13 protein-coding genes are annotated in these 14,937 nt (G+C 34.4%); 4 read left to right on the top strand and 9 right to left on the bottom strand.

Features of this window, described 5'->3' with window-relative positions:
* Positions 1 to 7: 7 nt before the first annotated feature.
* Positions 8 to 790, bottom strand: a complete 783-nt coding sequence (grpE, locus tag AC6EIY_RS07650) for a nucleotide exchange factor GrpE (RefSeq protein WP_498506347.1) — start codon at positions 788 to 790, stop codon at positions 8 to 10.
* 94 nt (positions 791 to 884) lie between these two features.
* Positions 885 to 1,352, bottom strand: coding sequence for a peptide-methionine (R)-S-oxide reductase MsrB (gene msrB, locus AC6EIY_RS07645; protein WP_498506346.1), 468 nt, complete (start codon positions 1,350 to 1,352; stop codon positions 885 to 887).
* Positions 1,353 to 1,441: 89 nt separating this feature from the next.
* Between msrB and dusA the strand changes: the two genes are divergently transcribed.
* Positions 1,442 to 2,449, top strand: coding sequence for a tRNA dihydrouridine(20/20a) synthase DusA (dusA, locus tag AC6EIY_RS07640; protein ID WP_498506345.1), 1,008 nt, complete (start codon positions 1,442 to 1,444; stop codon positions 2,447 to 2,449).
* A 16-nt stretch (positions 2,450 to 2,465) separates the two neighbouring features.
* Here the strand turns inward: dusA and AC6EIY_RS07635 are convergent, their stop codons facing one another.
* The 6 genes from AC6EIY_RS07635 to AC6EIY_RS07610 all read right to left on the bottom strand — a co-directional run bounded on the left by AC6EIY_RS07635 (position 2,466) and on the right by AC6EIY_RS07610 (position 8,879).
* The gene (locus tag AC6EIY_RS07635) at positions 2,466 to 3,218 is read right to left on the bottom strand and encodes an RNA recognition motif domain-containing protein (protein WP_498506344.1); all 753 of its coding nucleotides are present in this window, start codon (positions 3,216 to 3,218) and stop codon (positions 2,466 to 2,468) included.
* Between the two features lie 127 nt (positions 3,219 to 3,345).
* The gene (argH, locus tag AC6EIY_RS07630; protein WP_498506343.1) at positions 3,346 to 4,737 is read right to left on the bottom strand and encodes an argininosuccinate lyase; all 1,392 of its coding nucleotides are present in this window, start codon (positions 4,735 to 4,737) and stop codon (positions 3,346 to 3,348) included.
* 54 nt (positions 4,738 to 4,791) lie between these two features.
* A complete protein-coding gene (locus AC6EIY_RS07625; protein WP_498508187.1) occupies positions 4,792 to 6,141 on the bottom strand; it encodes a PP2C family protein-serine/threonine phosphatase in 1,350 nt (449 codons plus the stop codon).
* A gap of 103 nt (positions 6,142 to 6,244) precedes the next feature.
* Positions 6,245 to 7,510, bottom strand: coding sequence for a signal recognition particle-docking protein FtsY (gene ftsY / locus AC6EIY_RS07620; RefSeq protein ID WP_498506342.1), 1,266 nt, complete (start codon positions 7,508 to 7,510; stop codon positions 6,245 to 6,247).
* Entirely contained in the window at positions 7,507 to 8,133 is a 627-nt protein-coding gene (gene nusB / locus AC6EIY_RS07615) for a transcription antitermination factor NusB (protein ID WP_498506341.1), read from the bottom strand. The genes ftsY and nusB overlap by 4 nt, the downstream gene beginning before the upstream one ends.
* 20 nt (positions 8,134 to 8,153) lie before the next feature.
* Positions 8,154 to 8,879: a DUF502 domain-containing protein gene (locus AC6EIY_RS07610; RefSeq protein ID WP_498506340.1), complete on the bottom strand. Its 726-nt coding sequence runs from the start codon at positions 8,877 to 8,879 to the stop codon at positions 8,154 to 8,156.
* 187 nt (positions 8,880 to 9,066) lie between these two features.
* On the opposite strand from AC6EIY_RS07610, the gene queG reads away from it, so the two are divergent.
* The 3 genes from queG (at position 9,067) to AC6EIY_RS07595 (ending at position 13,450) form a co-directional block, all read left to right on the top strand.
* Complete coding sequence (gene queG / locus AC6EIY_RS07605; RefSeq protein ID WP_498506339.1) at positions 9,067 to 10,011, top strand: tRNA epoxyqueuosine(34) reductase QueG; 945 nt, start codon at positions 9,067 to 9,069, stop codon at positions 10,009 to 10,011.
* A 44-nt stretch (positions 10,012 to 10,055) separates the two neighbouring features.
* Positions 10,056 to 10,883, top strand: coding sequence for a tetratricopeptide repeat protein (locus AC6EIY_RS07600; protein WP_498506338.1), 828 nt, complete (start codon positions 10,056 to 10,058; stop codon positions 10,881 to 10,883).
* Positions 10,884 to 10,966: 83 nt separating this feature from the next.
* Entirely contained in the window at positions 10,967 to 13,450 is a 2,484-nt protein-coding gene (locus AC6EIY_RS07595) for a DNA gyrase/topoisomerase IV subunit A (protein ID WP_498506337.1), read from the top strand.
* Here AC6EIY_RS07595 and purF read toward each other — a convergent pair.
* The gene (gene purF, locus AC6EIY_RS07590) at positions 13,447 to 14,904 is read right to left on the bottom strand and encodes an amidophosphoribosyltransferase (RefSeq protein WP_498506336.1); all 1,458 of its coding nucleotides are present in this window, start codon (positions 14,902 to 14,904) and stop codon (positions 13,447 to 13,449) included. The genes AC6EIY_RS07595 and purF overlap by 4 nt on opposite strands.
* Positions 14,905 to 14,937 lie beyond the last annotated feature (33 nt).

Raw genomic sequence — 14,937 nt, 5'->3', positions numbered from 1 at the left:
CATGTAGTTAATTCTCATCTTTGGGTGAGTCTTCTGAAGATTGACTCTGTTCTTGATTATCAGCACTCTCATCAGGAGTATCTTGATTAGCTGTTTTCGGTCCTGGTCCCATTGAAACTTTCACCAAAGCATGCCTTAAAACACGACCATTCAAATGATAACCCCTTTGTAATTCTTCAATCACAATATCCTCAGCCTTTTCATCACTAGGCTCTCTCATGACAGCTTCATGCAAAGAAGGATCAAAAGGCTGATCAACGACACGCATAGGAGCAACACCTAATTGCTTAAGAACTTCAACTAATTGCTTATAAAGTCCTTGGTAACTTCTATGCAATGCTTGCGCTTCTTCGCCTTCAGGGTTTAATTGCTGTCTTGCTCTTTCAAAATTATCGACAACAGGAAGTATTTCACTAAGCGTAGTGCATGTAAGTTGAATTTTTAGATCATCTTGATCACGCGTCTGACGCTTTCGGAAGTTATCAAAGTCAGCAGCTATTCTCATGTATTGGCTGTTTAAAGTTTCATGCTCTTTCTCTAATTGCTGTAATCTTGCTTCAGTATCTGGAACTTTAATATTTGAATCAGATTTATTTGATGATTGTTCGTTTATAGCTTCTACTGAATCATTATTATTCAATTCAAGCTTTACTTCTGGATTATCAGAAACCTCAACTTGTTGGGATGATCCATGATTTTTATTAAAACTTGCAGCGTTTTCGTTGGAATTATCTTGTGATGCACCATCTTGAGATAATTCATGTTCGGAAGAGGACACGTCTGAATTCATATAATTTGAACAACTAACTAACCATGTTGATAGTAAAGGGTTTTTTATACAAGCTACGGAAGCCCACACCTATTAAATAGGAAAAGAAAATCATTTACGAATCAACTTCAAACGCAAGAGCGACACCATTATTGCAATATCGCTTACCAGTTGGCCTTGGACCATCATTAAAAACATGCCCTTGATGCCCACCACATCGTCGACAATGATATTCAGTTCTAGGGACAATTAATTTGAAGTCTGTTTTTGTCTCTATTGCATCCGGTAAATGATCGAAAAAACTTGGCCAACCTGTTCCACTGTCAAACTTTGTTTTTGAAGAAAATAAAGCGAGTCCACATCCTGCACAAAGAAAAACTCCTTTCCTTTTCTCATCATTTAAAGGACTTGAGAAGGGTCTCTCGGTTCCTTCCTTGCGTAAAACATAAAAAGCTTCTTTGGGTAAACGAGTTTCCCATTCTGCTTCCGTTAAAGTTTTATAGTTATCCATAGGTTTAGAGGAAGCAAAAGCACTTTTTGGTTTGATAATAAAACCAAAGAGAGCATTCACGAATCCAATCATTAAAAATCTACGGTTCAAAGAAATTTTTCAATTCAACCAATATTAATAAAATATATTCCCTAAAAGTTGAAAAAATTCATTCATAAAAAATGATCTCCAACTCTTGCAAAACAAATGAATTCGCTAATTACAGATTAAGTATTGCTCCAATGATGGATTGCACGGATAGGCATTTTCGTGTTCTCATGCGACAAATCACAAAAAAATCTCTTTTTTATACAGAAATGATTGTGGCGCAAGCAATCCATTACAGCAAAAATAGAAATAAATTATTAGATTTTGATGAAATTGAGCACCCAATTTCCATACAGCTGGGAGGAGACAATCCAAAACTTTTAGCTGAGGCAGCTCAAATAGCAGAAGATTGGGGATATGACGAAATTAATTTAAATATTGGATGCCCAAGTCCAAAAGTAAAATCTGGCAACTTTGGAGCTTGTCTAATGGGAAGACCAAAAATAGTCGCAAATTGCATAGAAAAAATGAAAAAATCATGCAATATCCCAATAACAGTTAAACATAGACTTGGTATTGATAACCTCGATAGTGATGAATACCTTATGCGATTTGTTGATAATTGCTCAATTGCAGGAGCAGACAGATTTATTGTTCATGCAAGAAAAGCTTGGCTAAACGGATTAAATCCAAAAGAAAATCGAATAATTCCACCCCTTCAATATGAAAGAGTTGAAAAATTAAAAAAAAACAGGCCTGAATTAATTATCGAACTTAACGGTGGAATAAATACAATCGATGATTGTATTAAAACTCTCAAAGTATTTGATGGAGCAATGATAGGGAGATCAGCATACTCACGTCCATTCATGTGGACAAAAATAGATTCGATGATTTTCGGACAAAAAGAAGAACATTTTTCTAGATCAAAAATAATAATAAAAACTATTCCTTTTGCTCAAAAACATTTAGAAAATGATGGACGTCTGTGGCACATAGCTAAACACATCCTAAACCTGATAGAAAACATACCAAATGCAAAAATATTGAGACAAGAGTTAAGCGAAAAATGTCAAAATAATAAAGCTGACGTTTCTATTTTAAAAAAAATTGCCCAGCAACTTGAAGATGCTGGGCATTAAAAAAGGAACAAAATCTTTAAGATTCTGCGCCGCCATAATCTGCAGTTGTGTCATCTCCCCCTTCAGGAGAAGCTCCTCTTCTTCTTCTACTGCGACCTTGATCAAAGCCATTAGCATCTTGAGAAGCATTTCCATGACTACGGTCTTCCCAACCTTTAGCTCCAGAAGGTCTATCTTGAGCTGATTGATCTTGGCCGCCACCGCCGTAACCGCCACCTTGGCCGCCACCGCCGTAACCGCCACCTTGGCCGCCACCGCCATAACCGCCACCGCCGTAACCGCCACCTTGGCCGCCACCGCCGTAACCGCCACCGCCGTAACCGCCACCTTGGCCGCCACCGCCATAACCGCCACCGCCGTAACCGCCACCTTGGCCGCCACCGCCGTAACCGCCACCGCCGTAACCGCCACCTTGGCCGCCACCGCCGTAACCGCCACCGCCGTAACCGCCACCTTGGCCGCCACCGCCGTAACCGCCACCGCCGTAACCGCCACCGCCGTAACCGCCGCCTCTTCTGGGAGCACTGCCTCTGGGTTCAGCTTTGTTGATTCTTAAGGGACGGCCCATAAGCTCAGCACCCTGTAGAGATTCAATTGCTGAAGCTTCAACTGCTTCATCAGCCATCTCAACAAAAGCAAAACCTCTTTTGCGTCCTGTATCTCGTTCTAAAGGTAAAGAACAATTTGCCACCTCCCCAAAAGGAGAAAACAATTCAATGACATCTTCCTGCTCAGCGCGGAAGGGTAAGTTGCCGACAAAAATACTCACTTGAAAATTGGACTGAAAATAAAATGTAACTAATAGGCTACGAATAGCCAAAATTAATAACTCTAAAATGAGTTATCAATGTCCACTTTAATACCGAAAGCCCTCAAATAGATTTAAAACAATTTTTTTACTTAAATAATTTTTCTCGCCACAAAACAAGCTGCTCTTGAACCCTTTCAAAACCAGTCCCACCATCACTCAAGCGTGACTCAACCACACTTGAAGGCAAGAGCTTTTCAAAAATATCTTTTTCAAAAAATTTATGAAATGTTTTCCATGTTTCTAAAGGAATATCTTTTAATAAAACTCCTTGCTCTATGGAAGTCTTCACAATTCGCCCAACCAATTGATATGCCTCTCGAAATGGTATCTCCTTAGCCACTAAATAATCAGCAACATCTGTAGCATTGGAAAAATCCGATAAAACAGCACGATTAAGTATTTCTTTTCTAAAAATCAAACCTTCTTCGAATAAAATTGATATTGCAACTAACGAATTCTTAACAGTTTTCACGCTATCAAAGATTGCTTCTTTATCCTCCTGAAAATCTTTGTTATATGCTAACGGTAACCCTTTGATCATCGTAAGCATAGCTTGTAAATGCCCAAAGACTCTCCCTGATTTACCTCGAACTAGTTCTGGAACGTCAGGATTCTTTTTTTGAGGCATAAGACTACTACCAGTAGCACATCGATCTGTTAGTTGAATAAATGCAAATTCTTCAGACGCCCATAAAATAACTTCCTCAGATAATCTACTTAGATGAGCCATAATTAATGATGAGGCTCCTAAAAACTCTACGACAAAATCTCTATCACTGACAGCATCTAAACTATTAGAATAAATGTCTTGAAATTGTAATTCTGAAGAAGTAATTCTTCTATCTATAGCGATAGAAGTTCCTGCCAAAGCAGCTGCTCCCAATGGAGAAATATTAACTCGTTTTCTTACATCTATTAATCTATTTCTATCTCTTTGTGCCATCTCAACATATGCCAATAAGTGATGCGCTAATGACAAAGGTTGTGCTCTTTGTAAATGCGTATAGCCAGGAATAAGTGTATGAAGATTTTGCTCTGCTAATAAAAAAAGAGCTTTCTGAAGACGCTCCAAATCCATATCAATTTCATCAATACGCTTTCTCAACCATAATCTGAGATCTGTTCCAACTTGATCATTACGACTACGGCCAGTATGAAGTTTCTTCCCTAGTGGACCTATCAAATCTATTAATTTTTTTTCTACGGCAAAATGTATATCTTCATCAGAAATAACAGGTTGAAACAAACCACTAGATGCCTCCTTTCTAATTTGTTGCAGACCCTTTTCTAATTTAATAGCCTCCTCCTTGGAAATTATTCCTTGAATTCCAAGCATGCGTGCATGAGCAATTGATCCATCTAAATCTTCTTCTAATAAATAAATATCAAACTCAATTGAAGCATTAAATTTTTCTATAAAAGGATTGAGTCCTTTATCAAATCTATCGCTCCAAGTTTTGCTCAATGCCTTTTCCAAATTACTAATACAAATAAAGCAAGAGTCTTGGCAATTGTCAGGAGGTCTGCCAAGTTAATTCAGGAACCGTTGATCTTCATTGACTTTTAAAACTACCATTGATGCATCATCTTCAAGATGATGATCACTCACACCAACAAACGCATCTAATCTTTCAAAAAGTTTATTCAGTATTTTTTTAGCACCTAATCCCTCTCTAGCAAATTTATCTAAAAAATTTATCAAACGATTTTCGTCAAAACGTTCACCTGAGATACCAGGTGCATCAGTAACACCATCGGTGTAATAAAGAAGAACATCTCCAGGCTGAAGAATAATCTCTCCACATCCATATTCAGCTTCAGGTTGAAGACCTATCAATAGGCCAGGAGCATCTAATCGCATGATTGATTGTGACTTAGCACTCCATAGCAATGGAGGATTATGTGCTGCATTAGCAAAACGCAGTTTTCTTGATTTCGCATCAAAATCTGAATAAAACAAAGTTACAAACCTATGTGATTGAGTTAGATCTTCAAGAGCTAATTGATTTAAATCATGCAAAATAGAATCAGGGGGTAATCCTGTTAAAACTTCTGCTCGAAGCATTCCTCTCAACATAGTCATCAACAATCCGGCAGGTACGCCTTTACCCATAACATCACCAATTACAAAAGCCCATCGACCACTGGATTTTGCAGTTGCATTCAAGTCTGGACGAGTAGGCATAAAATCGTAATAATCACCACCTACTTGAAAGGCAGGCCTACAACAGGCAGCTAATTCAACCCCATCAATAATTGGACATTGATCAGGTAATAGTTGTGATTGGATTTCAGCCCCAGTACTTATTTGCCTATCGACTTTTTCATGATTTCTAATAACCTGAAATATGACATCATTTTCTATCGCTACTCCAGTCAAATCAGCAACTATTTGAATATGTTTTCGATGAACATTACTTCCAAAAATAATCTCTTTTTTATCAATTACGTACAATCGACCTCTATGTCTGCCCCGAGAAACTATTGATGTAGCAATAAAATTACAAGAATCAAAATATCTTTGAACCAAACGATCTAATATTGCAATATTCTTTTCCTCCATCCCGAAACCAGGTTTTTTTCCTTCCTCTAAAAGAAATAATTTTCTAAAAAGTTCAGGATCTTCATCACTTGGAGACATTTGCAATTGTTCGCACCAAAGACTGCCGTTATCTTGAAAAGGAATTAAAATTGCCCATTTGACACCAACTAATTGAGTCGCAAAAAGTGGAATAAGTTCAAGAAAGCGCTGTAAATTAGTGAAACTACGCAGAGCGAAGCTCAATGAAAGCAATAAGTCTTGATTAAAGACTTGCTCTTTAGAAAGACTATTAATTAAATCTGTCAGCGACTTAGAGGCATCACTTGATAAAGAGTTAATTGAATGAAAATACTTTTTTTCTGAAATCGGAGAATTTTCTATCACTATTCTCCAGCAACAAAGAAATTCAAATTTAGCAACATGTACCAAAAATTTCTAGATCTCATCGAACAGTTAAAAGTGCCTCAATAAATTCAAAGCTGTTAAATGGTCGTAAGTCCCTAATCCTCTCGCCAGCGCCTATAAATCTGACAGGAAGTTTCGCTTCTGATGCAACAGCCATCGCAACTCCGCCCCTTGAAGATCCATCGAGTTTTGTAAGTATTACGCCAGTTAATTCTGCTGACTCAGCAAACGCTAAAGCCTGCTTAAGTCCATTTTGACCTTGACTAGAATCAAGAACTAATAAAGATTCAACATTTGCTGAAGGGGCAAGTTTGGTAATAATTTTTCGGATTTTTTTTAATTCCTCCATTAAATTATTTTTCGTTTGTAATCTTCCTGCAGTATCAACCAATAATAAATCGACATTCTTTGATTTACATGCTCCAATAGCATCAAACACTACCGATGCTGGATCAGCATTTTTAGATTCGTTTGCAATTACTTCAACCCCTGTTCTCTTACCCCATACTTTTACTTGTTGAACCGCTGCAGCTCTGAAAGTATCTGCAGCAGCAATCATTGCAGAAAAACCACTTCTTTTTGCAACACTTGCTAATTTACCAAGAGTCGTTGTTTTACCTACACCATTAACACCAACTAACATCCAAATATTCAAAAAACCTTTTTTTGGAGAAAGTAAATCAACACCACTATCTTTTATTGGCTTTTCTAAAATATTAACTAATTGTTCTTTTAAAAAACGCAACCCCTCAGAAGCTTCAACGACTTCCTCGTTTAACTTTCTTCTTAAAGAATCTAAAATTTGATCAGTAGCAGAAACTCCCGCATCTGATCTAAGTAAAAGAGTTTCTAAATCATCAAGAACTTCAGGGGTTAGTGGATCATCGCCTAATTTATCTAATAAATCAGTAACAAAACCTTTACGAGTTTTTTCTAATCCTTGTTTTAACCTACTAAGCCAATCAATTTCATCTAATGAGAATTGATTAATTTTTTTACCTTGTGCAGCTAAAACTTCGGCTGACCAAGTAAAAGTATCATCAAAATCGCCAAGTTCAGGCTCATCTTCTTCTTTTAGATCTTTAATATCTTGAGAATTATTTACAACTGAAATATCTAATTTAGGTTTGTCTTTTTTACTAATTTCTTTTTGAAGTAATTCTTTCTCCTCTTTTTGTTTTTGTTTAAGTTGCAAATAAGCTTGTTTTGCCCAATCTAAAGAATCATCTACAGCAGCTTGAGAATTCTCACTGTTATCATTATTAAAAGAGGTTTTTACTTCCTGAGGAAAATCGTCTTTCATTTCGTGGTAAGCATTAAATTAGAATTTTGAAGATTTCTTAAAACTCCATTAATCATTCTGCGACCTTGTTCATCGCTATATCGATTAGCTAGATTTACAGCCTCATTACAAGTAACAGCGGTAGGAGTATTAAAATCAATCAAATCCACCAATGCCAATCTCAAAATATCTCTATCAATTCTAGGTAATCTTTTTAAACGCCAACCTTCCATGACACTATCCAGATTCTTATCAATCTCTTCTTGCTTATCAATAACTTTATAAACTCGCTTAAGAGCTAGCTCACGTATTTCTTTTTGATCAACTAGTGCTATTAATCTTGGTAATTCGATACTTTCAGATAAACAATTAAGTATATTCTCAGAATCAACTAAACAAATTTTTAAATGATTACGACATTTTTTCAACAAACCTGCATCTTCTTGAAATTCACTGTCTAATAGTTCCTGATTAGCTTTTTCTAATTTCTCCGCACATAAATCTAGTTGCTCACGCCAATGTTGGGTTAAAGATTCAATCGCATGACTCAGCAAACTTTCAACATTGAGGTTTTTAGTATGTTTTTTGTTTATTTGTCCTAGAAGCAAAAGAGCTAATTCTCTAGAAATTGATTTTAATTGCATAAGTATAATTAAAAAATAATTTAAGAAGATGAAGCTCTTAACTGAGAAAACAAACTGGAAAAAGAAGTATTTGTAGAATTATTCCTATCGTCAGGATTTACAATTCCAGCAGAAATAATTGTTCTAAATGCATCTTCAACAGATATATCTAAGTCCTTAACAGATCCTTCTGGAACCAAGGTGTACCAGCCAGTCGTAGGGTTTGGAGCTGTAGGTATAAAAACACTTAATAAAGGTTGATCTGGTTCAGTTTGAAGAGATGGTCCAACAACGCCCGTAACAAAACCAACACTAAATAAGCCTTCACGAGGATATTCAACTAACACAACTCTGCGAAATCTTGTTGAATTATCTCTAAGAAAAGTTTCTAACAATTGTTTGAGAGTTTTATAAACTGATCCCGCAAGAGGTATTCGAGAAAGCGTTCCTTCCCCAAACTCAAGTAACCATCTCCCTACAAAGTTCCTGGCCATTAAGCCTATCAATAAAATACCCAGGAGTGGAACAGTTAAGCCCAACGCAAGATTGATTAGATCTTGCAATAAAGGATTAAGAGTAATAAAGGGATTTAATTGTTTAGGTATAGAAGTTAATATTGCCAGAACAAAACGGCTGACAATCGTAGACAGCCAAATAGTGGTAGCTAAAGGAATAACCACCAACAGACCAGCTATCAGGTCATTTTTAAGATCCTGCTGAAGCCTTGAGCCAAGAGTCAGGTCTTCCTTTGGAGAGGAGGACTGCACCAAATAAAGAGAGTCCGAACAATGTATATATATACAATCTAACCAAATTCAGTGCATTAATTAAATAATTTAAGCTATTAATAGAAATAAAACATTAAAAGAAAGCATTTGAAGGCCCATATAAAGTCGCATTTGCCTAGAAAACCTTTTCAGTAAAGGTAAAAAAATTGTTCTTGAAAAGCTGATTGTGAACACGAAGAAATCGATTGCTCTAACAAAAAAAATTAAAGAGGAGGCTTTTAAAGAAGGCTTTGATGCAGTAGGGATTGCAAAAGTTCCAGGATCTTCAAGATTAAACCTTCGAACAGCTGCCTTGGAAAGATGGCTACAAGCTGGACATCAAGCAAAAATGGAATGGATGAAAAACCCAAGAAGAAAGAATGTTGAAAATATGCTTCAAGGGGTAAAAAGTATTCTTGCTGTCGGACTTAATTACTATGTAGAGACTGACAAAACGCCTAAAGACATATCCATTGCCAGATATGGATGGGGAAACGATTATCACAAAATTATTGAAAAAAAATTAAAGAAAATCGCCATATTTTTAGAAAAAGAGAGACCAGACTCAAAATGGAAAATATGCGTTGATACAAATGCTTTTTTAGACAAAGCTTGGGCTGAAGAAGCTGGAATTGGGTGGATTGGAAAACATAGCAATATAATTAACTCTAAAATTGGTTCATGGATGTTCATAGGTCATCTTTTATCTACTGAAATTTTGGAAGCTGACAAACCTTCAGAACCAATATGCGGCGAATGTGAAAAATGTATTGATGCATGCCCAACCAAGGCAATTGAAGAACCCTTTGTTGTTAATGCAAATAAATGCTTGGCTTATCACACTTTAGAAAACAGAGAAAAAAAATTACCAGAAAATATAATTAACAATATGGGAAATTGGATTGCAGGTTGTGATATCTGTCAGGAAGTATGTCCATGGAATCAGAAAAATATCCCTAATACCTCTGAACCAGATCTACAACCATCTGAATGGATTATGAATATAAACAAAAAGGATGCATTATCTTGGAGTGATTCAAAGTGGAAAGAAGCTTTAAACAAATCAGCATTAAAAAGAATTAAACCATGGATGTGGCGTAGAAATATAAACTCAATATCAAATAATCAGTAAAAATGAAGAATTACTTTCCAAAAATTTATCATTTTCTAATTTGTTTGGTTCTATTTGAGTCTTCTATTATAACAAGATCATCGAATGCGTTTATTCCTAGAATTAACGAGCCAAATCAAAAAGAACTTGAATCTACATCAATACAAATAGGTAAGACAGCTATACAACTAATTCGCTTTGGGCAAAACAATGAAGCAATTAAACTTTTAAAACTAGCCGTTAAATTAAATCCTAAAGAAGTTGAACTCTGGACAAGTCTTGCAGAAGCGCAAGTTAGAGCAAATAGAGAGTATCAAGCATTATCAACATTAGATAAAGCACTTAAGTTAAAACCTAAAGAAGAAAGTATATATTTCAAAAAAGCATATATATATATGGAATTAAAAAATCCAGAGAAAGCCAAATTTAATATAAAAAAAGGCTTATTAATAAATACAAAAAATGAGAGAGGTTATTTTCAACTAGGTAACGCAGAAATAATGTTAAATAATTATAAATCAGCTTTAATTGCTTTTAAAATATCTTCAGGAATTAATTCAAATTTTTGGCAATCTATTAACAATGAAGGTCTTGTCTTATATGAATTAAATAGACCCAAAGAAGCTATATTAAAATTTAAATTAGCACTAAAAATTAGTAAAAATGCAGAGCCAATGCTAGCTTTAGCAATAGCATTATTTTCTTCAGATAATAGCTCTATTGAATCATTGAATTTAGCAAAAAATGCTTTAAAATCTAATCCTCAATATGTTTCAAAAGACTATCAAGCAAAGCAATTATGGGGTAAGAAATTACAAAAATCAGCACAACTTTTATTTAAAATAGAAGAAATGAAAAAAGCAGTTAAAGAAGCCAAAGAAAAAACTCAATAAATTAATGTTTAACAAAAAACTGGTTTTTAACAGATTAGTTAGTAGCCTAAATAAAGAAATTTAGGCCTCTTACGAACTCAGAGATGGCCAAGGAACGCCTGAAACCGATATCGTTGCATCAAGAAATGCAGCGTTCTTATCTCGAATACGCAATGAGCGTAATCGTTGGAAGAGCATTGCCAGACGCGAGAGACGGATTAAAGCCTGTTCAAAGAAGAATTCTTTTTGCAATGCACGAATTAGGTCTTACTCCTGATAGGCCTTACCGAAAATGTGCTCGTGTAGTTGGAGACGTTCTTGGTAAATATCATCCCCATGGAGATCAAGCAGTTTACGATGCTCTTGTAAGACAAGTGCAGATTTTTAGTTCAAGGTACCCAATTCTTGATGGTCACGGAAACTTTGGATCCATTGATGACGATCCACCGGCTGCAATGAGATATACAGAAACTCGACTAGCCCAAATATCTAACGATGCAATTTTGAGTGAAATAGATCAAGAAACAGTTGATTTTTCTCCCAATTTTGATGGGTCTCAACAAGAGCCAGATGTTTTACCAGCTCAATTACCATTCTTACTTTTAAATGGATGTGCTGGAATTGCAGTTGGAATGGCAACTAGCATTCCTCCTCATAATTTAAATGAAGTAATAGAAGGTCTAATAGCGATTATAAAAAAACCTTCCTTAAGCGAAGAAAAATTATTAGAACTGATCCCAGGACCAGACTTTCCGACAGGCGGAGAAATCTTAATAAGTAATGGAATAAAAGAAACTTACGCAAAAGGAAGGGGAAGTATAACCATGAGAGGTATTGCTCACATTGAAGAAATTAATCCTGGAAAAGGAAAACACAAAAGAAGTGGCATTGTTATTACTGAACTTCCATATCAGTTAAACAAAGCTTCTTGGATTGAAAGATTAGCTGACCTAGTAAATAATGGAAAAGTTACTGGAATAGCTGATATTAGAGATGAAAGTGATAGAGATGGAATGAGAATTCTTGTAGAAATAAAAAGAGATTCAGACCCTGAAAAAATTCTAGATTTTTTATATCAAAAAACTTCTTTACAAAGTAATTTTGGAGCTATTTTACTTGCGTTAGTTAATGGTCAACCAATACAACTAACATTACGAAAATTATTGGATAATTTCTTAGAATTTAGAGAAAATACAATTTTACTTAGAAGTAAGTATCTATTAAAAAATATCAAAAACAGACAAGAAATCGTTGAAGCACTAATCCAAGCTATAAATAATCTTAGAGAAATAATAAATTTAATTGAAAAATCTAAAGATGCAGCTGAAGCTAAAAATAATTTAATTAATAGCCTAAAGATAAATGAAAGACAAGCTGATGGAATTTTAAGTATGCCATTAAAAAAAATTACCAGTCTTGAAAAGAATTCATTAAAAAAAGAAATAGACGATTTAAAAAATAAAAGAGAGGATCTTGAATCAATTATCAATGATAGAGAAAAATTGTTAAAAGTACTTATTAAAGAGCTTAAAGAACTTAAAAAAAAGTTTGGTAGTGATAGAAAAACAAGGTTAATAGAAGGCGGAGATGCACTAATTGCAGAAAAACTTGCTAATCAAAGACCTAGTAAAGAGCTTCAAAGAATAAATGCTTTAAAACAATTACCTATAGATTCTGAAATAATTATTCAGTCTAATAATGAAATGAAAATAATTCCATCTATAACAATTAAAAAATTAAAATTAAAAGAAAGTAATCAAGACAGGAAAGATATTCTACCTTCGAAACTAATATGGCCTATTATTAACGAACCAAAGATATTAGCCGTAAGTCGACTCGGTAAAATAGGTCTTCTTAAATGGGAGTTTGCGGGACAAAAACCTGGTCCATTAGAACACTTTTTGCCAACAGGATTAGAAAATGATGAAATAATTAATCTTATTCCGTTACCAGAACAAAAAAATATAAGTTTAGGATTAATAAGTAGTGATGGAAAATTTAAAAGAGTTTCAATTGATGAAATTACCGAAATATCTAATAGATCGACTACAGTTGTAAAGTTAAAAAGGAATGTTACACTAAAATCTTGTTTGCTTTGTGAAGAAAGTAGCTATTTATATATAATAAGTGATATTGGCAGAATTATAAAAATAAAAATAACGGAAAAAAACTATCCCTTTATGGGAAAATTAGCTCAAGGTACCAATATAATGAAATTATTCCCAGGAGAAAATATCATTGAAGCTATAAATATTCCAGAAAAACAACTTGAAGACTTAGTTTTAATAACTAGTAGAGGTTCTTTCATTAAGCACAAAACAAAAGAAATTAAAACATCTCAAAAAGGAGCTTTAGGGACAATGGGTATCAATTTAAAAGATAATAAAAAAATAAATGACAGAATAATTAATTGTTTTATAAATAATAAATACGTTTATGTCAAAACAAGTAAAGATAGATATAAAAAATTAGAAAAAGATCAAATTGATGATAGTTCGTATAAAAAAGAAAAAAGATTAAATCTAGAATTAAATGATGGTGAATTTATAAAATCTACTTTTTCTATGATAATACCTGAAACAAATTAAGATAGAGAAGTTTTTTCAACCCAATTTAAATATTCATCGGTAACTGTCCCTGTAACATATTTTCCTGTAAAACAAGATAAATCTAATTCATTAATATTAGAATTATTTATTATAGCCTTAGTAAGATCTTCAACTTCTTGATAAACCATTTTATCAATAAGTAAATTTTCTTCTATTTCGTTTATATTTCTATTATGTGCAATCAATTCATTCCTACTTGGCATGTTAATTCCATAAACATGCGGGTATCGAATTGGTGGAGCAGCAGAAGTAAACGTTACCTTATTAGCGCCTGCGCTTCTTGCCATTTGAACAATTTGCTGAGAAGTTGTTCCTCTAACTACCGAATCATCAACTATCAAAACATTTTTATTTTTAAATTCAGTACTCATTGCATTTAACTTCTGACGAACAGAACGTTTTCGTAATGATTGACCAGGCATAATAAAAGTTCTCCCAACATAACGATTTTTAAAAAACCCCTCCCTATATTCAATTCCCAACTGTCTTGCTACTTGCATAGCAGCAGGTCTAGAAGAATCAGGTATAGGCATTACTACATCTACATCGCCACATGAAATTTGTTTTTTTATTGTTTCTGCTAATAGATCTCCCATTCTTAACCTTGACTCATATACAGAAATACCATTCATAATTGAATCAGGTCTAGCTAAATAAACATATTCAAATGAACATGGAAATAATTGAGGATGATTTGAACATTGCTTAGAAAAAAACTCACCTTCAGAGGTAATAAAAATCGCCTCTCCTGGCTCAACATCTCTAACAATTTGATAGTCATTATTTTCAATAACTAATGATTCGCTAGCGATTACCCACTCGGGTTTATTGTTTTCTTTTACTCTTTTACCAATTACCAAGGGACGAATCCCAAAAGGATCTCTAAAAGCTAAAAGACCATAACCTGCAATTAAAGCAATAGAAGCATATGATCCCTCTACTCTTGCATGAAGTCTATTTACAGCAGTAAAAAGATCATCTGGGTTTATGTCTTTTCCTTTTATTGAACTATTCAGTTCTGTTGCCAAAACATTTAATAACATTTCAGTATCACTTGAAGTATTTGTATGCCTCCTATCTACTTTAAAAAGTTCTTTTTCTAACTCCCTTGTATTAGTTAAATTGCCATTATGAACAAGAATTATGCCATATGGAGCATTCACATAAAAAGGTTGCGCCTCCTCTTCTCGATGAGCAGCACCTTTAGTGGCATATCGAACATGCCCTAACCCAACCTTTCCAATCAAGCTTCTCATATCTCTTGTTCTATAAGCTTCTCTTACTTGACCTTTAGATTTATTAATATGAAAAACACTACCATCCATCGTTGCGATACCTGTCGAATCTTGACCTCTATGCTGAAGCAATAACAAACTATCGTAAATTTGTTGATTACATTGATCTGAAGAAACAACTCCTACGATTCCACACATAATTATATTCCTTGGTTAAATAGATTATGTTTA

Source organism: Prochlorococcus sp. MIT2304 (genome assembly GCF_059772405.1).
Note: the sequence above shows the minus strand (reverse complement) of the source record. Positions and strands in the feature narration are given on the sequence as shown.

Bases quoted from the DNA above. Each gene is read 5' to 3' on its own strand.
- grpE (WP_498506347.1), bottom strand. From the start codon at position 790: ATGAATTCAGACGTGTCCTCTTCCGAACATGAATTATCTCAAGATGGT.
- msrB (WP_498506346.1), bottom strand. From the start codon at position 1,352: ATGATTGGATTCGTGAATGCTCTCTTTGGTTTTATTATCAAACCAAAA.
- dusA (WP_498506345.1), top strand. From the start codon at position 1,442: ATGATCTCCAACTCTTGCAAAACAAATGAATTCGCTAATTACAGATTA.
- ftsY (WP_498506342.1), bottom strand. From the start codon at position 7,510: ATGAAAGACGATTTTCCTCAGGAAGTAAAAACCTCTTTTAATAATGAT.
- nusB (WP_498506341.1), bottom strand. From the start codon at position 8,133: ATGCAATTAAAATCAATTTCTAGAGAATTAGCTCTTTTGCTTCTAGGA.
- AC6EIY_RS07595 (WP_498506337.1), top strand. From the start codon at position 10,967: ATGGCCAAGGAACGCCTGAAACCGATATCGTTGCATCAAGAAATGCAG.
- purF (WP_498506336.1), bottom strand. From the start codon at position 14,904: ATGTGTGGAATCGTAGGAGTTGTTTCTTCAGATCAATGTAATCAACAA.